This is a genomic window from Pantoea sp. LMR881 (genome assembly GCF_027157825.1).
GTDB lineage: Bacteria > Pseudomonadota > Gammaproteobacteria > Enterobacterales > Enterobacteriaceae > Pantoea > Pantoea haifensis.
Window position 1 is genome coordinate 1937900 of sequence record NZ_JAPVOK010000002.1, and the last position, 22404, is coordinate 1960303.

Annotated in this window: 17 protein-coding genes and 3 pseudogenes; 9 read left to right on the forward strand and 11 right to left on the reverse strand. The window is 52.6% G+C overall.

The window, feature by feature from the left end; genetic code table 11:
• Nucleotides 1-26 precede the first annotated feature (26 nt).
• From O3W44_RS10940 to O3W44_RS10950, 3 genes and pseudogenes are all read right to left on the reverse strand, one after another.
• On the reverse strand, nucleotides 27-1121 hold the full coding sequence (locus O3W44_RS10940) for a YncE family protein (RefSeq protein WP_269293088.1): 1095 nt from the start codon (nucleotides 1119-1121) through the stop codon (nucleotides 27-29).
• 146 nt (nucleotides 1122-1267) lie between these two features.
• Nucleotides 1268-1576 (reverse strand): annotated as a pseudogene (locus O3W44_RS10945) (hypothetical protein).
• A gap of 210 nt (nucleotides 1577-1786) precedes the next feature.
• A complete protein-coding gene (locus O3W44_RS10950) occupies nucleotides 1787-2716 on the reverse strand; it encodes a LysR family transcriptional regulator (protein ID WP_269293089.1) in 930 nt (309 codons plus the stop codon).
• Nucleotides 2717-2801: 85 nt separating this feature from the next.
• Here O3W44_RS10950 and O3W44_RS10955 point away from each other — a divergent pair, with 85 nt between their 5' ends.
• Entirely contained in the window at nucleotides 2802-3872 is a 1071-nt protein-coding gene (locus O3W44_RS10955; RefSeq protein WP_269293090.1) for a tartrate dehydrogenase, read from the forward strand.
• 43 nt (nucleotides 3873-3915) lie between these two features.
• Here the strand turns inward: O3W44_RS10955 and O3W44_RS10960 are convergent, their stop codons facing one another.
• Both O3W44_RS10960 and O3W44_RS10965 read right to left on the reverse strand, forming a co-directional pair.
• Nucleotides 3916-4794 carry a BadF/BadG/BcrA/BcrD ATPase family protein gene (locus O3W44_RS10960; protein WP_269293091.1) on the reverse strand — a complete coding sequence of 293 codons (879 nt, stop codon included), beginning with the start codon at nucleotides 4792-4794 and terminating at the stop codon, nucleotides 3916-3918.
• Nucleotides 4795-4815: 21 nt separating this feature from the next.
• Complete coding sequence (locus tag O3W44_RS10965; protein WP_269293092.1) at nucleotides 4816-6057, reverse strand: MFS transporter; 1242 nt, start codon at nucleotides 6055-6057, stop codon at nucleotides 4816-4818.
• 413 nt (nucleotides 6058-6470) lie between these two features.
• Between O3W44_RS10965 and O3W44_RS10970 the strand changes: the two genes are divergently transcribed.
• Nucleotides 6471-7073: a hypothetical protein gene (locus tag O3W44_RS10970; RefSeq protein WP_269293093.1), complete on the forward strand. Its 603-nt coding sequence runs from the start codon at nucleotides 6471-6473 to the stop codon at nucleotides 7071-7073.
• 269 nt (nucleotides 7074-7342) lie between these two features.
• Nucleotides 7343-9732: pseudogene (locus O3W44_RS10975) on the forward strand (glucose/quinate/shikimate family membrane-bound PQQ-dependent dehydrogenase).
• Nucleotides 9733-9813: 81 nt separating this feature from the next.
• On the opposite strand, the gene O3W44_RS10980 reads toward O3W44_RS10975, so the two are convergent.
• Both O3W44_RS10980 and O3W44_RS10985 read right to left on the reverse strand, forming a co-directional pair.
• On the reverse strand, nucleotides 9814-11031 hold the full coding sequence (locus O3W44_RS10980; protein ID WP_269293094.1) for an MFS transporter: 1218 nt from the start codon (nucleotides 11029-11031) through the stop codon (nucleotides 9814-9816).
• Nucleotides 11032-11142: 111 nt separating this feature from the next.
• Nucleotides 11143-12039: a LysR family transcriptional regulator gene (locus O3W44_RS10985; RefSeq protein WP_269293095.1), complete on the reverse strand. Its 897-nt coding sequence runs from the start codon at nucleotides 12037-12039 to the stop codon at nucleotides 11143-11145.
• Nucleotides 12040-12224: 185 nt separating this feature from the next.
• Between O3W44_RS10985 and O3W44_RS10990 the strand changes: the two genes are divergently transcribed.
• On the forward strand, nucleotides 12225-12560 hold the full coding sequence (locus O3W44_RS10990) for a hypothetical protein (RefSeq protein ID WP_269293096.1): 336 nt from the start codon (nucleotides 12225-12227) through the stop codon (nucleotides 12558-12560).
• Nucleotides 12535-12795: a hypothetical protein gene (locus O3W44_RS10995; protein ID WP_269293097.1), complete on the forward strand. Its 261-nt coding sequence runs from the start codon at nucleotides 12535-12537 to the stop codon at nucleotides 12793-12795. The genes O3W44_RS10990 and O3W44_RS10995 overlap by 26 nt, the downstream gene beginning before the upstream one ends.
• Before the next feature lie 49 nt (nucleotides 12796-12844).
• Here O3W44_RS10995 and O3W44_RS11000 read toward each other — a convergent pair whose 3' ends face one another.
• Complete coding sequence (locus O3W44_RS11000; protein ID WP_269293098.1) at nucleotides 12845-13213, reverse strand: helix-turn-helix domain-containing protein; 369 nt, start codon at nucleotides 13211-13213, stop codon at nucleotides 12845-12847.
• Nucleotides 13214-13781: 568 nt separating this feature from the next.
• Between O3W44_RS11000 and O3W44_RS11005 the strand changes: the two genes are divergently transcribed.
• From O3W44_RS11005 to O3W44_RS11015, 3 genes and pseudogenes are all read left to right on the forward strand, one after another.
• Nucleotides 13782-14441, forward strand: a complete 660-nt coding sequence (locus tag O3W44_RS11005; protein WP_269293099.1) for a response regulator — start codon at nucleotides 13782-13784, stop codon at nucleotides 14439-14441.
• Nucleotides 14438-15792: pseudogene (locus O3W44_RS11010) on the forward strand (sensor histidine kinase). The gene O3W44_RS11005 and the pseudogene O3W44_RS11010 overlap by 4 nt, the downstream one beginning before the upstream one ends.
• A gap of 277 nt (nucleotides 15793-16069) precedes the next feature.
• Nucleotides 16070-16936, forward strand: coding sequence for a nucleoside-specific channel-forming protein Tsx (locus O3W44_RS11015; RefSeq protein WP_269293100.1), 867 nt, complete (start codon nucleotides 16070-16072; stop codon nucleotides 16934-16936).
• Between the two features lie 81 nt (nucleotides 16937-17017).
• Here the strand turns inward: O3W44_RS11015 and yjdN are convergent, their stop codons facing one another.
• Nucleotides 17018-17443: a VOC family metalloprotein YjdN gene (yjdN, locus tag O3W44_RS11020; protein WP_269293102.1), complete on the reverse strand. Its 426-nt coding sequence runs from the start codon at nucleotides 17441-17443 to the stop codon at nucleotides 17018-17020.
• A 374-nt stretch (nucleotides 17444-17817) separates the two neighbouring features.
• Between yjdN and O3W44_RS11025 the strand changes: the two genes are divergently transcribed.
• Nucleotides 17818-19230 carry an MFS transporter gene (locus tag O3W44_RS11025; protein WP_269293103.1) on the forward strand — a complete coding sequence of 471 codons (1413 nt, stop codon included), beginning with the start codon at nucleotides 17818-17820 and terminating at the stop codon, nucleotides 19228-19230.
• A gap of 67 nt (nucleotides 19231-19297) precedes the next feature.
• Here the strand turns inward: O3W44_RS11025 and O3W44_RS11030 are convergent, their stop codons facing one another.
• Both O3W44_RS11030 and O3W44_RS11035 read right to left on the reverse strand, forming a co-directional pair.
• Nucleotides 19298-20608, reverse strand: coding sequence for a c-type cytochrome (locus O3W44_RS11030; protein WP_269293104.1), 1311 nt, complete (start codon nucleotides 20606-20608; stop codon nucleotides 19298-19300).
• A gap of 11 nt (nucleotides 20609-20619) precedes the next feature.
• Nucleotides 20620-22404: a GMC family oxidoreductase gene (locus O3W44_RS11035; RefSeq protein WP_269293105.1), complete on the reverse strand. Its 1785-nt coding sequence runs from the start codon at nucleotides 22402-22404 to the stop codon at nucleotides 20620-20622.

Below are 22404 nucleotides of genomic sequence, written 5' to 3' on the forward strand. Positions count from 1 at the left end.
CAAAAGCGGCAGCGATGCCGCTTTTTTTATTTCAGTGCAATGCGCGCCACACTGTCTGGCCCTTTGGTGCTGTGATCTTTGTTGAAGCCTTGCTTCACGGTAACGTACAGCGTTTGCCCATCAGGGGATACCAGCAGGCTGTTCGGATGGCTGTCGAAAGACCAGCTGTTTTTCACAGCATAGGTAGTGGCATCCAACTGCAACACTTTCTTCGACTCGCGCTGACTGATATAGATCTCATTACGTTTAGCGTTGAATTTGATGCCGAGCGAGTCGCCTAAATCCAGACGTTTAATCACTTTTCCGCTGCGCTCATCGAACACCAGCGTGTTTTTGGCTTTGGAGTTGTCGGTAACAAACAGGCGGCCGGTAGCCGGATCTTCCGCCATGTTCAGGAACAGATAGGCTTTGCCGTCACCCGCTGTCAGGCGTTTTTCGATTTTATGACTGCGTGGGTTAATCACCAGAATTTCACCGCCGCCATTTGCAGCATAGATGCGATCGGTAACAGGTGAATAGATGATACCGGTGACCCACTTACCGGCGTTTTTGATGCGCGTTTTCAGCTTCATGGTTTTCGCATCAACCACCCAAATGACGCCCGGATCGCCTACACCACCGATATAAAGCTGGCCCTGATGCCAGAAGATCTCACGCGCGCCAAATGGAAAACCTTTGTCATTCTTTTCGCTGAACATCAAACGCTTCAGCACTTTACCGTTTTCAGGATCGATTTTAGAGATGCCGCCGTCCAGTGAGTTAGTGGCATACAGCGCGCTACCCTCTGGATCGATCAACATACCGAAGTTTTTCAGGTCGGTGTGCGCTTCGCCGGTGGTTTTCAGCGTGGTCGCATCCAGGCGATAGATCATGCCGCCGCTAACATCTTTGAAACCCTGTGCGCTGGCAACATACAGTGCATTTTTTGCGGGCAGGTAAGCCATTTCATACAAGCCGTCGCCCAGCTCGCGCTGCGTCAGGTTCGTATTTGCAGGGGCCTGGGCAGCAGCAACTACAGGCGTTTCAGCTTTTTTTGCGGGTGTCTGACAGGCAGTCAAACTAAAGGTCGCCACGACTGCCAGGGCGAGTGCAGCTTTACGCGGGCTGAACAAAGATTTCATTCTTAACTCCATCAATGGACGAACGGCTCCCGTCAGGCCGCAGCGCGGCGGGAAGTCTCAAAAAGAATGAGAATCATACGCATTACTAAAAACGATGTAAACGCAACGCTTTAGCCCAACGCGCTGCGCCAGCGAAACAGACTATTTCAGCGCCGCTTACCGCGCGCCACTGAGGCTGACCAGTTAAAATCACGCACTTCACTTTCTGCCAGCGCAGCGGGTTTCTTTGCGCAGGGGCTTTTTGACGGCGCGTTCCGCTTTCTCTTTTTCTCGCGCCAGCTTTGCTGTCATGACCACCTGACGCGCTTGCGCACTCAATTCTTTTTCTTTTTGCTGTCCGGTTCTTTTCCTGTTTTGAGACGATATTTTTGCGTCAGTGCCTGTAGCGTCTCTTCCACCTCAAGCTGTTCAGCAGCGTCGAACTGATCGATGGATATCATCTTCTTGTCGTTCATAACATGTGCCCTGTGATGTTTAAGTGCGTCCAGTGTAGAGAAAAATGTCAGGCGCAACGGGTTAATTCACGCAATAACGCGAAAAAACCGTCGGGCGCGCGAATGAACAGAAGCGCCGCACTGAGCACCAGAAGAGGTTATCGCAGCTTGCTCCACCGTTGACACTCACAGTGCGGAACCCTGCACAGGGTTTGCTGCCGGGAAATGTTGTCAGGCCAGCTCTTCTCTCTCTTCGCTCAGCGCCTGCTGCAAAAAATCAACAAACATGCTGATACGTGACGGAAGCTGGCGCTGTGACTGCCAGACAGCAAAAATGTCACCATCCGGGGCATGCCACTCCGGTAAGAGATGCAGCAGATCGCCTGACACAATGCTGTGCTGCGCATCCCACCATGAGCGCAACAAAATACCGTGACCATCCAGCGCCATACGCATCGCAACTTCGCCATCATTCGTGATCAGGCTACCCCGCACTTTCTGCGTAATACTCTCCTCGCCCGATATGAAGCGCCACAGCGCAAAATCACTTTCATACTGACGCAGCAAAATACAATTATGCTGCGCCAGTTCGCTAATCGTCTGCGGCAAACCCCGTTGCGCCGCATAAGCCGGGGAGCAGCACAGTACACGAGGATTGGTGCGCAATTTGCGTGCCACCAGCCGCGAATCTGGCGGCACGCCTACGCGGATATCGACATCCACATGCGCATCAAGAAAGTTAAGCGGCTGACTGCTGAGTTGCAGCGAGAGTGCCAGTTCAGGATGCTGCGCCGCAAATGCCGAAACGCAAGGCGCGATATGGCGGCGGCCAAAGCCAAATGATGCATTGATGTTCAGCGTGCCGCGCAACTGTGCCGTTTCTCCGCTTACGGTTTCTTCCAGCGCCAGCAATTGATCTAACAACGGGCGTGCACCCTCAAGATAACGCTTCCCTTCAGGCGTCAGATCCAGCCGCCGCGTGGTGCGGCGTAATAGCTGCACACCTAACCGCTGTTCCAGCAAACTGAGCCGTTTGCTGACGGCTGCCAGCGATAAGCCCCACTCTCTGGCGGCTGCGGTCAAACTTCCCAGCGTGGCGATGCGTACAAAGAAAGCCAAATCGTCAGTTGATGTGCGTGATGCTCTACTTTGATTCAACATTGGTTTAAATTTCAGGCTAATTATTTCCCCGGAATGCACCGTTATACTGCGCTTATTATTCGAACATCAACCTGTGAGAAACCCTGTGACAACGAAAATTCATCGTATTGCGGTTATTCCCGGCGACGGTATTGGTAAAGAAGTGATGCCAGAAGGCATTCGCGTCATGAACGCCGCGGCAGAAAAATTTAACATTCCGCTGCGCTGGGAATGGTTTGACTATGCCAGTGCTGAATACTGGCAGCAGCACGGCAAAATGTTACCGGATGACTGGTTTCCCCATTTGAAAACGTTTGATGCGATTTACTTTGGCGCGGTCGGCTGGCCAGATGTCGTACCCGATCACGTTTCGCTCTGGGGATCGCTGTTGCAGTTCCGCCGCGAATTTGATCAGTATGTCAATCTGCGCCCGGTGCGCCTGATGCCAGGCGTCAAAGCGCCACTGGCTAACCGTCAGCCCGGCGACATCGACTTTTATGTGGTGCGTGAGAACACCGAAGGCGAATATTCCAGCGTTGGCGGCACCATGTTTCCCGGCACCGAGCGCGAAGTGGTGATTCAGGAAACGGTCATGACCCGCACCGGCGTTGATCGCATCCTGAAATTTGCTTATGAACTGGCGCAGCGTCGGCCGAAAAAACATCTCACTTCAGCGACAAAATCCAACGGCATCGCTATCACTATGCCGTACTGGGACAGCCGCGTCGAAGCAATGGGCGAGCACTATCCCGAAGTGAAGGTCGACAAGTATCACATCGATATTTTAACCGCTAACTTTGTGCTGCATCCCGACTGGTTTGACGTGGTGGTGGCCAGCAACCTGTTTGGCGATATTTTGTCGGATCTGGGGCCTGCCTGTACCGGCACCATTGGTATCGCGCCTTCAGCCAATATCAATCCGGAAGGCCATTTCCCCAGCCTGTTCGAACCGGTTCACGGCTCCGCACCAGATATTGCCGGCAAAGGCATCGCTAACCCAATCGGCCAGATTTGGTGTGGCGCGATGATGCTTGAACATCTTGGCTATAAAGAGGCGGGTGACGCGGTGCTGGATGCGATTGAGCGCACGCTGGCGTCAGGTGAAAATCTGACGCGCGATCTGGGTGGCTCAGCCAGCACGGAAGAGTTGGGTGCCGCCATTGCTGCTGCACTCTGATGGTTTACGCTGCCAGAAGAAAAGCCTGGCAGCGTAAAGACTTTTACAGACTGTTGCTGGCGTGCTGCTGTGCCAGATACAACGCCCCGGTTAACGCATCCTGCTGCGGCATGACTAAAACGTCCTGGATATCAGCCGGAAGCCACGCCTTAATCGGCTGCGCTAATCCTCCCATCAACGCCAGTTTTCCCGGCTGGCGCTGAAGGAGCGGTTGAACCATCAGCGCAATATCCTGCGCCGTTTGTTTTACCAGCGCCTCGCCATGAACATCGCCCTGTTGCGCTGCACTGAACACCTCGGGCACAATTCGCGCCCAGTCTGCTGGTGTCGCCTGCTGCGTCCATAAAAGCATTGCCTCGGCGCTGTGTTGATAGTGCGCCATGATGTTATGGGTTAATGGCGAAGGCGCAACGATGGCTTCATGCGCCAGCAATGCGAGCCGCAGCGCCCGGTGCCCTAACGCTGCACCCGAGCCCAGGTCAGAAAGTGCAAATCCCCATCCGCCTGATAAGGTAAATTCGCTGCCGTCCCAACAGGCTCCCTGGCTGCCGGTGCCGACAATGAATACTGCACCAGGCTGACCGCCATGCGCGCCCAGGCAGGCAGTTTCGACGTCCGTTAACAGACGCAATGACGCACAGGCTGGCCGCCAGGCTTTTAAACGCTGTGCAACCGAATCCACATTCGCGCCCGCTAAGCCTGCAACAATATGGGTTTCGCTCAAGTGCGCGACAGACAATCCCGCCTGTTGTATGACATCTGCAATTAATGCTTCCATGACGTTAATGGCAGCGTCAAAGCCAGAAAAAACGTTTGCCGAACCGCCCTCTGCCTCTGCCAGCCATGCGCCTTTACTGTCTGTTAATCGCGCCCGACAGCGCGTTCCGCCGCCATCAATACCGAGAAGTAACGGCAATTTCATGGTGTGATCCTGTTCATTTTGTCAGTTTACTGTGCCTTCGTTTTCAAGCTTTTGTCGTTTACGTAAATGTGGAAACAGCTTCATCCACAGCGCCACCACAATCAGCGTACCAATACCGCCCACTGCCGCTGCGGGTGCTGCGCCCAGCCACGCCGCCAGCAGACCGGATTCAAACTCACCCAACTGATTAGAGGTATTAATAAAGATGGCGTTCACGGCATTCACACGCCCACGCATATCATCCGGTGTATCCAACTGCACCAGCGAACCGCGAATAACCATGCTCACCATATCGAACCCACCGAGCGCCGCCAGGGCAATCAGCGACAGCCAGAGCTGGCTGGAAAGCGCAAACACCAGCGTGGCAACGCCAAAGCCCGCAACCGAGCCAAACATAATCATACCGACATGCTTTTCAAGCTTATTACGGCTCAGCCATAAACCAACCAGCAGTGCGCCGACCGACGGTGCGCCACGCAGCATACCTAATCCCCACGGGCCAGTATGCAGGATGTCTTTGGCAAAGATCGGCAATAGCGCCGTGGCACCGCCCAGCAGCACAGCAAACAGATCGAGTGAGATTACGCCAAGCACATCTTTACGCTCACGAATAAAACGTACGCCAGCAAACAAATTTTTCATGTTCATCGGCAAACGGGTTTGCGGTGGACGTTCATAGCGCAGACAGCTGACCAGAATCAACGAAATCAAATAAAACAGCCCGGACACGCCATACACGACATCCGGCCCGGCGACATACAACAACCCGCCCAGCGTCGGGCCGACAATAACCGCAGCTTGCCCGCCGACAGCATTGGAGGCCATGGCGCGTGCCAGCATTGAGGGCGGCACCAGCGCAGGCAACATTGAGGACATGGCTGGCCATTCCAGCGCCTTCGCCACGGAAATCATAAATACCAGCCCCCACAACGCCATTTTATCTGCCCCGTCAAACAGGGCTAATAACACCAGTGCAACTAACGCCGCAAATTCAATCATCTGGCTCAGCAGTACAATGCGACGCCGATCAAACTGATCGGCGAGATGTCCGGCAGGCAGCGCCAGTAAAACTGACGGCAGGAACTGCATTAAACCAATCATCCCCAGTGCTAAGGCACTGTTAGTGAGTGCATAAATTTGCCAGCTAATCGCGACCGAGAACATCTGAAAGCCAAACGATGAGCAGGTGCGCGCCAGCCAAAACGCCACAAACGCACGATGTCGCAGCAGTGAATCTTCCGCTGCCGATGCCATAAATCCCATATTTTTATCCCTTTTGAACGCGAGCCATAACGGCCTTTCCCGCATCGTCGTGCGGTGTTATCTGTTTTTTGCTCAGGCGCAATAACGTGGTTTTTAGGGTGCGTCAATTTACCAAAACAGGCAACAGCAGGTTGTGCGAGTCGCGTTAAAATTCACGCAGTTAAACGCGCTGGCCGCTTATGCATTATTAACCGTCTGGCCATCCTGCTTTTTGCCTCTATTTCGCGTAATCATTCGGACACTCACTTTCTATTTATCGTGCGCGTTAAAAAGATGTCATCGCTATACAACTTTTAAAAAAGAGTGATTTAATTTAGAGAAGTGATCTATATTTACCCGCTTTTTTTATTTAACACCTCGCTTATATCAATAATAAATAACCAGTAAATTTTAATAATATTTTCATAGAGATAATGAAAAACACTTTATACAACCCTTATGTTACCGAAGCCATTCATCACGTTAACAGAAATGTCGCTGGCATATGCTATAGCGTGCCTTATATTTCTTTAGACTCAGGGAATTCAAATATACTTAATACATGCAACATTATTTCCTTACATAATCAACTTGCCACTGAAGCGGCATTAATGATTATTCCGTTTGATGAAATGAGGTTACAGGGCCTTTTAAAGGTGCCTGACGCCTATGCTCATTTACAAAATCCCCGGGTTCGCCTGGGAATTAATTATCTGAGTTTAAAAGCACATTCAATGGCACTGCTTGAATTAACAAAGAAATTTAGCTTTTGGCTTTATGATTTTGCGCCACCAGGCGCGGACTGGCGTTTACTCAAAAATTTTCCGTTTTCAGGCATCGTGCTCAGTGAAAGTTTCTTTAATGAGAATTATCAAAAGTTTACTTTTCCTTTTTTTATGGAGCCGTTTCGTGAACGTGGTGCAGAAGTCATTGTGCGCAGTCATGAACCCACTTTGTCACCCGAACAGTTTGCTACGCTAAATATTAGTGGCTGGCAACATCAGCGTTCGGCAGGTGAACTGTTGGACAATAAGTAAATGCTACGCCGTTGCGTTAAAAGGGCACAGCCGTGCTCTTAAACACCATATAACCCCATAAAATGTTGTAGAACTCTTAGCTCCAAGAGCAATAAGCTAAAAAGATCAAACCTTTTAACGTTTTTGCTATAACATTTACTTCACAGGGATAGTCAGACTTAGCGGAAGAGTCACAAAAGAACACCCTAAACCATCCGTACTTTTATGACTGAAAATAATCTAACTGGTTGTTTTCTTGTGTTTTATGGCAACGAAACGAGGTCGACATTATGGGGAAAAACTCCTCATCTTACGGCGTAATTCGTTTCCTGACGGTGCTGTTTGCGGCACTGACGGGCGCGTTTATGCTGATTGGCGGTATTTGGTTAGCCGCCATTGGAGGTTCCTGGTATTACATCATCGGCGGTGCAGTAATGCTGATTACCGCTTTCCTGATTTGGCGTCGCAACAGTGCTGCGCTGATCGTTTATGCTCTGCTGCTGCTCGCCACACTGGCGTGGGGTGTCTGGGAAGTCGGTACTGACTTCTGGGCGCTGGCCCCCGTACCGACGTGTTAGTGATCTTCGGCATCTGGCTGGTCTTGCCGTTTGTTTATCGTAGCTTTAACAGCATCGGTAAAGGCGCGCTGGGCGCAATGGGCGTGGCGTTAATTGCCAGCGTTGTGGTTCTGGCTTACTCAGTCTTTAACGATCCACAGGTCGTTAACGGTTCACTGCCCGCCACTGCTGACAATGCACCACAGGCACAGCCACTGAGCAATATCCCCGATGGAGACTGGCCAGCTTATGCTCGTGATCAGCAGGGCACACGTTTCTCTCCGTTGAAGCAGATCAACAATGAAAACGTGAAAGAGCTTCAGGTTGCCTGGCAGTTCCAGACCGGCGATCTGAAAACGCCAAACGATCCGGGTGAAATTACTGATGAAGTGACGCCGATTAAAATTCGCGACACGCTTTATCTCTGCTCTCCGCACCAAATCCTGTTTGCGCTGGATGCGACCACCGGTAAGCAGAAGTGGAAATTTGATCCCGGCCTGAAGCCGAACCCGACCTTCCAGCATATTACCTGCCGTGGCGTGTCTTACCATGAAGCTCCGGCCGCAGCCGATGCAGCAAACAGCCAGCCTGCGCTGTGCTCACGTCGCATCTACCTGCCGGTGAACGATGGTCGCCTGTTCGCACTCGATGCAGACACCGGCGCGCGTTGCCCCGCTTTCGGCAACAACGGCGAACTGGATCTGCAGCACAAGCAGCCAGTAACCACACCGGGCCAGTATGAGCCAACTTCTCCGCCAGTCATTACCGATACCACGATTGTGATGGCGGGCGCGGTAACCGATAACTACTCAACCCGCGAACCTTCAGGCGTGATCCGTGGCTTTGACGTGAACACCGGTAAGCTGTTGTGGGTGTTTGATCCAGGCGCGAAAGATCCAAACGCGATTCCGGCGGATGAACACACCTTCACCATGAACTCGCCGAACTCGTGGGCACCTGCGGTTTACGATCCGAAACTGGATATCGTTTACCTGCCGATGGGCGTTACCACGCCAGATATCTGGGGTGGCAATCGCACACCAGAGCAGGAGCGTTACGCAAGTAGCGTGCTGGCGCTGAATGCAACCACCGGTAAACTGGTGTGGTCATATCAGACTGTGCATCACGATCTGTGGGATATGGACCTGCCTTCACAGCCAACCCTGGCTGATATCACCGACAAAGCGGGCAACACGGTTCCGGTTGTTTATGCTCCAGCCAAAACCGGTAACATTTTCGTGTTAGATCGCCGTACCGGCAAGCCTGTTGTTCCGGCACCGGAAACCCCGGTTCCACAAGGTGCAGCTAAAGGCGATTACGTTTCCGCTACTCAGCCCTACTCTGAGCTGACCTTCCGTCCAAAACAGAACCTGACGGACAAGGATATGTGGGGCGCGACAATGTATGACCAACTGGTCTGCCGCGTTATCTTCAAGCGCCTGCGCTACGAAGGGCCATTCACGCCACCGTCAGAGCAAGGAACCCTGGTGTTCCCGGGTAATCTCGGCATGTTCGAGTGGGGCGGTATTGCGGTTGATCCACATCGTCAGATTGCGATTGCTAACCCTATGGCGCTGCCGTTTGTTTCAAAACTGATCCCACGCGGTCCGGGCAACCCTATCGAGCCACCGAAAGGTGCCGAAGGCGGTTCAGGTACTGAAACCGGTATTCAGCCACAGTACGGCGTGCCTTATGGCGTTGAGTTGAACCCGTTCCTGTCACCGTTTGGTCTGCCGTGTAAGCAACCAGCGTGGGGTTACGTTTCAGCCGTTGATCTGAAAACCAATGATGTCGTGTGGAAAAAACGTATCGGTACCGTTCGCGACAGCGCACCAGTTCCGTTACCGTTCAAGATGGGTATGCCAATGCTGGGTGGGCCAATCACCACCGCCGGCAAGGTATTCTTCATTGGTGCGACTGCGGATAACTACCTGCGCGCATTCAGCACCGATACCGGTGAAATGCTGTGGCAAGCACGTCTGCCAGCAGGCGGCCAGGCGACACCAATGACCTATGAAGTGAATGGCAAGCAGTACGTTGTCATTGCGGCAGGTGGTCATGGCTCGTTTGGGACTAAGCTGGGTGATTATGTGATTGCCTACGCGCTGCCAGACAGCAAATAATCTTGCATTAAGCGAGTAGACAAGGCGGACTTCGGTCCGCCTTTTTCGTTTTTTAGTGAATCACGTTTGTGCCTTCCCCGCTCACTTTTCATCAATTTTTTGACTGCGGCGCCAGTTCAGCCAGCCACAGAGAGCCATCACCAGGCTGGTTGCGAAAAACACGGGCCGCAGTCCAAACGCACCGCCAACAAATCCGCCAAACAGCGGGCCGCTGACCTGGCCAATATATTGCGCTGATGTTGAATACCCTAACATCCGCCCGACCCGGGCCTCGGGTACGTTGTGACGAATAATCGCGGTGATGCAGGGCAGCAAGCCTCCCAGCGCCATTCCCATGAGAAATCGCAGCACCACCAGCTGCCATGCTGCAGTAATCAAGGCCTGTGGAATCAACAACAGTGCGCAAATCAGCAAACCCGCCGTCAGCACCCGCCAGTGACCAATACGATCGGCCAGTTTTCCCAGGCGTGGTGCAGAAAGAATGCTGCCCAGCGCAGCAGCAGACATCACTAAGCCCGCCATTAAGGTAATGGCGTGGTCGCCCTGCACAAATTCACCGATATACAGCGTTATGATCGGCTCAATCGACATGCTGGCAAAAATAAGCAGCATGCCCGACAGCCACATTAATCGCACAACTCTGTGATTGACTGGTGGTGTGCGTTCGGCGGACGCCGCACTCGCTTTCTTAGCCCCCTTCTGTTGCGGCACCTCTTTGAGTAAAAATGTGGTCGCCAGAAAAGCGAGAAAAATCACCGCACCGGTTAGCCAGAAGGTGTGCCGAATCCCAATCAGCGGAGGCAATACACCGCCGAGCAGTGGCCCAACCACATTCCCGGCCATAATGCCGGAAGATAAGATGCCCAGCGCCCAGCCGGTCTGCGCTTTAGGGGTTTGCGAGGCGACTAAAATTGTTGAACCCGAGGCGTAACCGCCCAGTAAGCCAGCCAGCAAACGCAGCGCCACTAACTGCCACGGCGCGGTTGCCATGCCAATCAGTGACATCGCAACCGCCATACCCAGACTGGCGCGGATCAGCATCAACTTGCGACCATAGCGATCCGCCAGTTTTCCCCACAATGGCGCGGTCAGTGCGGCGCTGAAAAAAGTGGCACCATAAGCAGCACCTGACCAGCGCGCTATTGCAGCAGGTTCTTTAATACCGAGCTGCTGAACATAAAGCGGCAAAAATGGCAGCAGCAACGTCATCGCCACAATTGTGCTAAACGATCCCAACACGCATACCCACAGGTTACGTTGCCAGTGCTGAAATTCTGGTGCCGCCGGTATCTGTTCCATAACAAATTTCCCGATAATGATCAGGGATTCAGGCTAACAATAGCGGTTCCGCAACAACAGTAAGGGCAAGATAATTACCTGCTGGCCATTACTGTTGTCATATGGCAACAATCAAGGGGTGGCTAATGCTGCAACCAGCGTATCGCACAGTAAGCCAATCGGCGAAGATGGCTGTGTGGCTTCATGCAACAGCAAATAGCTTTGCAAACGATCCATTTGCCACTCAGGCAATAACGGCTGAATGTCGCCGCGTATCACCGCATCCTGCGCCATATAAGATGGCAGATAGGCGATACCGCTACCCGCCAGGGCGGCGTTTAACAACGCCATACTATTATTTGCGCGAAAACGGCTGCGAACCTCCACGGCTAATCGCTGCTTATCGCGGCGAAAAGGCAACGCGGCTGTGTGTGCCGGCCCATGAAACATCAGTAAATCGTGGCGAGGCAACATATCAGGATGATTTATTGTCGGGCGCTGCGCCAGATAACCCGGTGTGGCATATAACCCCCACTCGATATCGCTGAGTACCCGAAAATTGCCCTGCTGCGGCGCTCGCGCGCGAATGACAATGGCGACATCAACCCGTTCACTGATGACATCACTGTTACGATCGGTTAAATCCAGATCGACATTAATGTGCAGATGACGGCGTAAAAAGCGGTTCAGTGGCGGCACAACACACTGACAACCGTAAGTAACCGGTGCCTGTAACCGCACATTGCTTGAAGATTGTTGATGTACTTGCTGTACAAAGGCTTCGGCCTGATGCATTTCGGCCAGCATGCGTACACAGAAAGGATAATAAGCCTGGCCCAGTTCAGTCAGCGCCATCTTACGGGTGGTGCGCTGCAACAGTCTGATGCCGAGTCGCACTTCAAGTCGGGCAATTTCGCGACTGACGTGTGATTTTGATAAGCCCAGCGCCCGCGCTGCCGCACTGAAACTTTGCAACTCCACCACGCGCGCAAATAACATCATGGCGGTCAGGTTATCGCTGTTATCCATTACGCTTTTCAGCTCCGTTCAGTTACAGGTTATTCTAAATAAAAATATCATATTTCAATCACTCAATTACGATTAATTTCAGTGAATATATTCTTTTCAGGGCAATAAACTTATCTGTAATCGAGCGGTTTACTTCAGAGAAAATTATTAATAGGGTGAGAGAACACCCCTCAAGGAGAGACATAATGAGAGGATTGACCCTGGAAGAAATTACCCTTATCTCTGGCGCCGGTAATTATTCTGACAAACATGGGCCGGGTAATAATAGCAGTCGAAACGCAGGCCATAATAGCAACGGTAGCCGATTTAGTGCCGCCTGCAAAAATAGCGTGCTGGGTGGAATGATTGGTGGTGCGATCGGCGGTAGTGTCGGCGGCCCCAAAGGCATGGCAGCTGGGGCCGTTGGCGGCGCAATTGGCGGTGCCATTTCAGGTGGCTGCTTCAGCGGCAATTCATCAAATAATGGCAGCAGAGGCAACAGCGCAGGAGGTAATTATGGTGGAACCTGTAACCGACCCTGATAATAAAACGCCAAGCAGTGGTGATAAAAAAACAGACCAGAAGAAAAGCCCGTGGACTTATTTAATTGCCTGCCCGGCAGTTTTAATTAGCGCCACAGTTTTAAGTGGCAGCGGTATTGCTTATCACAACTGGTATGCGGCACCTGAATCATTTTCCCGTATGCTGGTTATTATAATGTGTCATGTTTTTTGTATACGTGCGGCTGTATGGCTTTTATCTTTTTGGCGTAAATGAATAATTCCGACGTTCATGTTGCTTTCTTTTCACAAGAACGTCGGAATGTTTAACTCGCCATCGCCAGCGGAAACAAAAGTCGGTCAGGTTCGACCCGACGCTGACGGCGTAGCTGACCCGGCGTGACCAGAAAATAGTTCTTAAAGGTGCGCGTATACGCCTGTTGCGTATCGAAGCCGTAATTCATTGCCACCTGTAAGATAGCCTCGTTGCTGCTGAGTAATGTCAACGCAGATTCGGTCAGACGTCGTTGACGAATATACTCAGCCAGCGAGAATCCGGTATGTTGGCGGAATAATCGTTGCAGATGCCAGCGAGAATAACCGGCACGCCGTGCCACCTCATCCAGATGCAGATCGTGTCCTAAATTGCCTTCTATCCACTCCAGCAAACTACGAATAAACTCGCGCTGATTCATGGGGTCCTCCTGATATGGCCTGATGTGCAGTGAACCCACTTTAACGCCTAAAATTTATCCCTTAATTAGCAGAAAATTAGCGCAGAATTAGCAAAGCGCCAAAATGCACCTGCAGCGTCTGGTGTGGCGGGGGAACCCCTAAATAATTCGTGTTGCAGGAAGGCGGCCAAACTTTTACGTCACCGGGAGCTTACATAAGTAAGTGACCGGTGTGGAAAAAGTGCAGCCAACGCACCTGCAGCGCCTGGTGTGGCGGGGGAACCCCTAAATAATTCGTGTTGCAGGAAGGCGGCCAAACTTTTACGTCACCGGGAGCTTACATAAGTAAGTGACCGGTGTGGAAAAGTGCAGCCAACGCACCTGCAGCGCCTGGTGTGGCGGGGGATCCCTAAATAATTCGTGTTGCAGGAAGGCGGCCAAACTTTTACGTCACCGGGAGCTTACATAAGTAAGTGACCGGTGTGAAAAAGTGCAGCCAACGCACCTGCAGCGCGAAGTATGACGGGGAAATAATTTTGCGCTAAGAATCCGGCGCTACACTGGCCCCATCTTTTGAAGGAGTTCATCCATGCGCGTCCTGTTGGTTGAAGATGATGAAATGATTGGTGCTAATTTGCAGCAAGCACTGGAAGCCGCAGGCTGGTCAGTTGACTGGGTACGCGATGGCGTGTTTGCACACAATGCCTGGAGCGAAGGTGGCTACAGCTGTGTGTTGCTCGATCTTGGATTACCGCGTGATGATGGCCTGCATGTGTTACGTCGGGCGCGCAGCCGTGGCGATTCAACTCCTGTGTTAATTCTTACGGCACGCGATACGGTAGCGCAGCGTGTTCAGGGCCTGGACAGCGGCGCGGATGATTATTTGCTTAAGCCCTTTGATTTACAAGAGGTGCTTGCACGGATGCGCGCCATTACCCGGCGTCGTCATGGGGCTGCGGATTCGTTGCTCGGCAGCGGCGATGTTCAACTGGACATGATGACGCGCGAAGTGCTGTACAAAGGCCACCGCGAACAGCTTACCGCACGCGAATATGCTTTGCTTTATGCCCTGCTCGAACGTCCGGGTGCGATTCTTTCACGTGAGCAGCTGGAGAATCGCATCTACGGATGGGGCGAAGAAGTCACCAGCAACGCAGTGGATGTCCTGATTCACGGGATGCGTCGCAAACTAGATAATGATGCCATTCGCAACGTTCGCGGACTCGGATGGCGAGTACCTGCAATATGAAACCCTTCACGTTTATGCGCTCGCTGCGCAACAAATTACTCAGCACGCTGCTGGTGATTCATCTGATGATGATTGGCGGCGTCAGCTGGTATTTTTTAGCTGCTATGGCGACATGATCGGCTCAATGAAAGACGATCAGCTTTCGAAAATTGCCGATGCCTGGGCCACCAACCGCCAGATCCCGGCTTTAATGCCGCTGATGGTGCCTGCCGATAAGTTAAAAAGTGCCTTTGTGGTTCAACTCTGGGACAGCAACGGCCAGCTGCGCGCCAGTTCGTGGCCGGAGCTGCATGCACCACTACAGGTGGAAAATGGCTATCACGATGCCGATGTCGGCGGTTGTCACGATTGTGAATGGCGCATTTATACGCGCCCTGGGCAACCTGGCAGCGACATCAAAACCATTCAGGTTATGCATAACCTGAGCTACATGAAAACGTTGATGGTAAAACGCGCACTGTCGGCGATCATTCCTTTGATCCTGATGATGCCGCTCTCGCTGCTGGTGATCTGGCTGGTGGTCCGAAAGATCACCCGCGATCTTCGCGTAGCGTCGCGCCAAATCGCGGCCCAGGAAACCCACCATCCTCATAACGTCTCTCCCGATGGTCTGCCGGATGAAATATTGCCGCTGGTTGCGGCTTATAATTCCCTGTTAGATAAGCTACGAGCCGCCTGGTCGGCGCAGCGCCAGTTTCTGGAAGATGCCGCGCATGAACTGCGCACGCCAGTGACTGCCGTTACGCTGCAGCTGGAAAACCTGCGTCAGCATATTCAGCCTGGCGAAGCCAGTCGTCAGTTTAATCAGCTTGAAGCTGGCGTGACGCGCACACGCCATCTGGTCACTCAGTTGCTTAATATTGCACGTCACGAAGATCAGACCGTCGTCGCCAGCGTTGAGCATATTGAGCTGGAAGATTTACTGAAAGAGAGCATTGAGCAGCTCATGGTTGTGGCGGATAAACGCGGTATCGACATCGGCTTTACCGGCTCAACGCACTACCGGCTGCAGGCCAGCCGTTCAGAATTGCGCAGCCTGTTTGATAACCTGATTGGTAATGCCATGCTGCATACGCCAGAAGGAAGTCTGGTGGATGTGCTGTTACATCGCGTCGCCGGACATACAGTGGTGGATATTGTTGATAACGGTCCAGGCATGCCGGAATCGTTTATTGAGCGTGCTTTTGATCGCTTTACCCGATCGCCCGATGTTAAAGCCCAGGGCAGCGGTCTCGGTTTATCCATCGTACGCAGCGTGGCAGAAAAAAATCGTATTCACGTCGCGTTATCGAACTGCTTTAACCCACAAGGTGCCATTTGCGGCTTGCAGGTGCGCGTCACTCTTCCCTGATCTTGTCCGTTCGAATCCGAACCAGACAACGTAAACGGTTGCCTGGTTCCGTTCGCTTACGTAAATTAATGTGAACTTCATCACATTTTCATTGAATTGTAATGCAACACATTTTGACAAACGTGAGCAAAATCTATTTTCTATCGGTCTGTGACAGGCACGCTAAGCGAGCTTCAAACGACTTTTACAAATTAAACAATTCACTGCCCATCCCCTGGGATTGATTTCACTCTGGTCGCGCCGTCGGGCTGCGGTCAAAAGCATGTGGTTAATGATAATGAAATTTAAAACGTTGATAGCAGGTGCCTTGCTGGCATGTTCCTGGACCGGTGCTGCGCAAGCCGCCGAAAGCGATCCGCAGTATGTCTCCGACTGGTGGCATCAGAGCGTAAACGTGGTAGGTAGCTATCACACGCGCTTCGGACCGCAGTTTAATAACGACGTCTATCTGGAATATGAAGCCTTTGCGAAAAAAGAGTGGTTCGATTTCTACGGCTACCTCGATCTGACCAACTTTTTCGGTGTCGGCAACAGCAATGCTAACGGCATTTTTGACCACGGCTCGCCGATGTTTATGGAGATTGAGCCACGTTTCTCTATCGATAAACTGACCGGCACCAGTCTGGCGTTTGGCCCGTTCAAAGAGTGGTATTTTGCCAACAACTACATTTATGACATGGGCCGCAACAAGGCTAATCGTCAGAATACCTGGTATATGGGTTTAGGTACCGATATTGATACGCACAGTGATATTGGCTTGTCACTGAACGTCTATGCCAAATACCAGTGGGAAAACTACGGTGCGGCGAACGAAAACAGCTGGGATGGCTATCGCTTCAAAATCAAATATTTCGTGCCCATCACCACACTGTGGGGCGGCAACCTCGGTTACGTTGGCTTTACCAACTTCGACTGGGGTTCCGACCTGAACGAAAAAGGCGGTTCTTCACGTACCAGCAATTCAATTGCGTCCAGCCATATCCTGTCACTGGGTTACGATCACTGGCATTTTTCTGCCGTGGCGCGTTATTTCCACAATGGCGGACAGTGGGCCGATGGACAGGAGCTGAATTTTGGCAACGGTCCGTTTGAAGTGAAATCAACTGGCTGGGGTTATTATCTGGTCGTGGGTTACAACTTCTGAGTGTAATTGTGCGCTCGCCAGCCCTCTCCTGTTTACAGGTGAGGGCTGATATGGCCGCCAGGCAAGGGAAACATGCCTGAATCAGTTCCGCGCTTTATACGCATTTACCATCCACGGAATGCCGAACTTATCGATAAACATGCCGAAACCGTTCGCCCAGAACGTTGGTGCCCAGGCTTTGGTAATGGTTCCCCCTTCTGACAAATGATCAAACCAGCGTTTGCCCTGCGCCTGGTCAGGCGTCGATAAACTCACCGCATAACCTGCATGTCTCTCTGAGGGCTTACCATCGCTCATCATGATTTCACCCTGCCCAATGCGCAGGTGGGCATGCATGATCAGCTCTGCCGGAAAAGTGATCTCAGAATCAGAGCCAAATGCATCGTCATCGTCTGGCATATCACCAAACGTCATTTTAAACAGCAACTCACCTTCGGTAGCCTGCAGATAAAACGCAATCGCCTGTTCGCAGTTGCCGTTAAAAAACAGATAAGGTGTGATTTGCATGATGCGCTCCTGATAAAAAAAACCGCCGCCTATGAGTGTAGTGCGCGCTAAATTTCTCCCTGAGAGCCGGGCCTCAACCTTACTTTAATTGACAATATCGCCGGAAAAGCTGCGCTATTTAACGGCTCACTGGCTCGCTCTGCTCTTCGCCTGAAATGCGCCAGGATGAGCGACTGGCCCAGACGTTTATTGGCCGTTGCGCGATGGACGGCGAAAACTGCAACGTACGTTGCTAAATAGTCACCATGTTGCCCCTCGGCAACGATCCGCGAATTTATTATCCTGCTATCTCTTCGCTTGCTAACGGTTAATTACTTTAACAACAGATGCGGCCGTTAATACGTTTTGCAAACACTGTCGAGGTTCATTCAAATATGACAACAGCCTGCACCACAGGGATGACGCCGACGCACGCTTCGTCGGCACCCAACAACAGCTTAGCGGGACGCATTGATGCCTTACCTGCTTCCGGCGGTTTATGGCGGTTTATTTCACTGCTTGCTCTTGGCGGCTTCTTTGAACTCTACGATCTGTTTGAGACGGGCTACATCAGCTCCGGGCTTATCGCGGCGGGCATCTTTCACACCGGCAGCGCGGGCGTGTTTGGCATTGCCGACCAGGCTGCTTTCGCCTCAGCGACCTTCCTTGGGCTTTTCTTCGGTGCCAGCCTGCTGGCACCCTACGCTGACCGCTTTGGTCGTCGCCTTACCTTTATGTGCGCGCTGGCCTGGTATGGGCTGTTTTCACTGTTGATGGCTTTTCAGCAGAGCGCCGAGATGATTATCCTGTTCCGCTTTTTGGTCGGTATCGGTTTAGGGATTGAGCTGGTGACCATTGATACTTATTTATCTGAATGGGTGCCTACGCATTTGCGGAGCAAAGCTTTTGCCTTCTCATTTTTCGTGCAGTTTCTGTCGGTACCCACCGTGGCGCTGATGTCATGGTGGCTGATCCCGCATACCTTTCTCAGCCTTGAAGGCTGGCGCTGGGTGGTTATCGCCGGGGCGGTCTGTTCGCTGGTGATCTGGTTTATTCGTAAAAATCTGCCAGAGTCGGCACGCTGGCTGGCGCAGCAGGGCCGTCATCAGGAAGCTCATCAGGTACTCTCAGCCATGGAAAAACGTTGCGGGATCGCGCCGGGTGCTGACTTCCCGCCAGATGACGCCGCTGCACAGCTGCCCAAAAAAGGCCGTTTCAGTGAAATTTGGGCACCGGCCTGGCGCAAGCGCACGGTAATGCTGGTGGTGATGAATTTTTTCCAGGCTATCGGCTTTTTCGGCTTCGGAAACTGGCTGCCAGCGTTGTTGTCTGGCAAAGGCACCACCGTCACGCACAGCTTACTTTATGCCTTTTTTATCACGCTGGCCTATCCGCTGGGTTCACTGATTTGCAGCCGCTACGCTGATAAAATCGAAAATAAATGGCAAATCGTCCTTTCATCGCTGATGACGGTGGTGTTCGGTACGCTGTTTGCCTTCCAGACCAACCCGGTGCTGCTGGTTATGTGTGGCTTCCTGATCACCTACTCTAATGCCTGGCTGACCTTCAGCTATCACGCTTATCAAACCGAGATTTTCCCTACGCACATTCGCGCCCGTGCGGTCGGTTTTTGTTATTCGTTTAGTCGCTTGTCTACCGTGTTCAGCAGCATTTTGATTGGGTTGATTTTGCAATACGCCGGCAGCCAGGGCGTGATCGCCTTTATCGTGTTAAGTATGCTGATGGTCATGCTGTCAGTCGGCATTTACGGGCCGAAAACGCGCGGGATTGATTTGGAAAATATTTAATTTGGCAAAGCGTATGCTGTCCCTCGCCGCGAGCGGGAGAGGGACAGCTCAACGCGCAGAGGCTAACTTACTTTCCTTCCAGCACCTTGATATCCGCACTGCCAAGGCGATCTTTCATATCCTTACGCAGTTCCGCAACCTGCTTCGTGCTTACCTGCTTATCAGATTTATTTCCCCAACTGGTGCGAATAAAGTTCACCACATCTGCCACCTGTTGATCGTTCAGACGCCAGCCAAACGCAGGCATATTAATGGTCGAGGGTGCGCCCTTCACGCCAGGCAACTCGCCACCCACCAGCACAATGTGAATCAGCGAAGTGGGATCGTCAGCCAGCACGATCGGGTTGCCGCGCAGCGCGGGATAGAAACGCTGATAACCACTGCCGTCCGTTTTGTGGCATGCCGCACAGCTGTCGACGTACACGGATGCACCGGTCTGGCTGTCATCTCCCTTCCACAACGCTTTTGCCGTGGCGTCATCAACGCTGAAGGCCACCTGATTAGGATCTTTCGCGCCAAGCGATTTCAGGTAGCGCGCAATGGCTGTGATATCGTCATCGTTCAGATGTTGCAGACTGTGCTCTACCACTTCCGTCATACCACCAAAAGCGGCGGTGTGATCGTTACGACCGAAGCGCAGGAACTGGCGCAGATCTTCTTCGCTCCAGCGACCTAATCCATCACGGTTATCACCGCGCAGATTACTGGCGGTCCAGCCATCAACGGGCGTGCCGCTGCCCGAAAGATAGTCGTTTCCTTCGCTGTTGGTCAGGGCTTTTTCCTGCATGGTAACGCTGCGTGGCGTGTGGCAAGCGCCGCAGTGTCCCAGACCTTCAACCAGGTAACGTCCGCGTGCCAGCGTGGGATCTTCCTGGGTGGCAGGCTGAAACGCTTTGACCTCAGGCGCGAACAGGTTACGCCAAATCGCCAGCGGCCAGCGCATCGACAGCGGCCACGGAATGTCGCTCTCTTTGTTTGCCTGATCAACCGGCGCAACACCATGCATGAAATAGGCATACAGCGCCTTCATGTCGTCATCGCTTACCACCGCGTAAGAAGGAAATGGCATCGCGGGATAGAGCGTATCGCCATTTTTCGCTACGCCGTGACGTACCGCTTTTTGAAAATCGTCGTAGCTGTAGTCGCCAATGCCCGTCGATTTATCCGGCGTGATATTGGTGGAATAAAGGGTGCCAATCGGCGTGGCCATGGGCAATCCACCCGCAAACGGCTTGCCATCTTTGCTGGTATGACACGCCACACAGTCACCGGCGCGGGCCAGATATTCGCCGCGCTTTACCAAATCGCCATTGCTGTCGCTCGCCCAGGCGGCGAACGTCATCGTGCCCAGTACCAGGGCCAAAATGCCTGCTTTCATCGCCATTTTCCTTATGCCTGTACCAGTGGACCCGGGTTTTTCAGGTACTGCTCACGAATGGCTTTTGCTGACCAGTACGCCAGCGCCGCCACCATTCCTGTCGGGTTGTAGCCCAGCCCTTGCGGGAAGGCTGACGCGCCCGGTACAAACACATTCGGCACATCCCAGCTTTGCAGATAACGGTTCACTGCGCTGGTTTTGGGATCCTCACCCATGATCGCTCCGCCGTTCATGTGCGTGGTTTGATACACGGTAGAATCGAAATGGCTGTCGGCGTTTTTGGCTGCACCCATGATCAATTTTGGGTTCATCGCTTCGGCAATTTTATGCATCTTGCTGACCATAAACTGCGCCATCCTGATGTCATTTTCCTGCCAGTCAAACGTCATCCGCAGCAGCGGTTGGCCATGTGCATCTTTGTAGTTGGGATCGAGATCCAGATAGTTAGCACGATAAGACTGATGCGCGCCGTGAGCATCCATAGACACATGGTGCGTATAAGTATCGGCGACGGCCGCTTTCCACTTGCTCCCCCAGTTTGGCGTGCCGGTTGGCGTTGGCAGACCAGAAATCGGTTTCGTCCCCGCCTGGTTGACCCAGAAAGGTGAACCGCCAACGAAGCCGTGCGGACCATGATCGAAATTGTCGGCATTAAAATCATCCACACCTACGCCTGCACCGCCCGCACCAATAAAGGGATTGGTGGTGGTGTTTTTGTCGAACAGGGCTTTCAGGGTAGAGATGTTCTGATAGGCGAAGTTACGCCCTACGGTGCCTTCGTTGGTAATAGGGTTGTACGGCTTGCCGATGCCGGACAGCAGCATCAAATGCACGTTATGGAACTGGAAGGCCGAAAGGATCACCAGATCGGCGGGCTGCTCTACTTCACGGCCCTGTGCATCAACGTAAGTCACACCGGTGGCACGCTTTTTATCATCGGTAAGGTTAACGCGCAGCACGTAGGCGTTATTGCGCAGCTCGAATTTCGGCTCCTGGCGTAGCGCAGGCAGGATATTCACGTTCGGTGACGCTTTGGAATACATGTAACAGGCGTAACCGCTGCAATAGCCACAGAAGTTGCATGGCCCCATTTGCGCGCCGTAAGTATTGGTGTAAGGGCCTGATGTATTAGCGGAGGGCAGATCGTAAGGGTGATAACCCACTGATTCTGCCGCCTGCGCAAACAGCTGGGCAGAATAGGTGCGCTTCTGCGCAGGCAGTGGGAATTTGTCGGAGCGATCCGGCGCGAAAGGGTTACCGCCCTGCGCTTTACCCACGATCTTGCCGTTGATGCTCCATGCGCTACCGGAGGTGCCGAATACTTTTTCAGCTTTGTCGAAGAACGGCTCCAGCTCATCATAGGTGACGCCGAAATCCTGGATTGTCATCCCTTCTGGAATGAATTTTTTGCCGTAACGCTCTTCGTAATGGCTGCGCATACGCAATTCTGTAGGATCGACGCGGAAGTGTACGCCTGACCAGTGCAGACCCGCGCCGCCAGTACCGGTTCCAGGTAAGAAGGCCGCAAGCTGACGATATGGCACTGCTGTTTGCGAGGCATTGTGACGGATCGTGACGGTGCTTTTTGAGAGATCCTGGAACAGCTTTTTACGGATGTTATAGGTCAGTTCATCAATGGATTGCGGATAAGATCCATCAGGATAGGTATCGCGATGCGGACCGCGCTCCAGCGCCAGGACATTCAGGCCCGCTTCGGTCAGCTCTTTCGCCATAATGGCACCCGCCCAGCCGAAACCGACAATCACCACATCTACTTTTTTCATTTCACTGGCCAT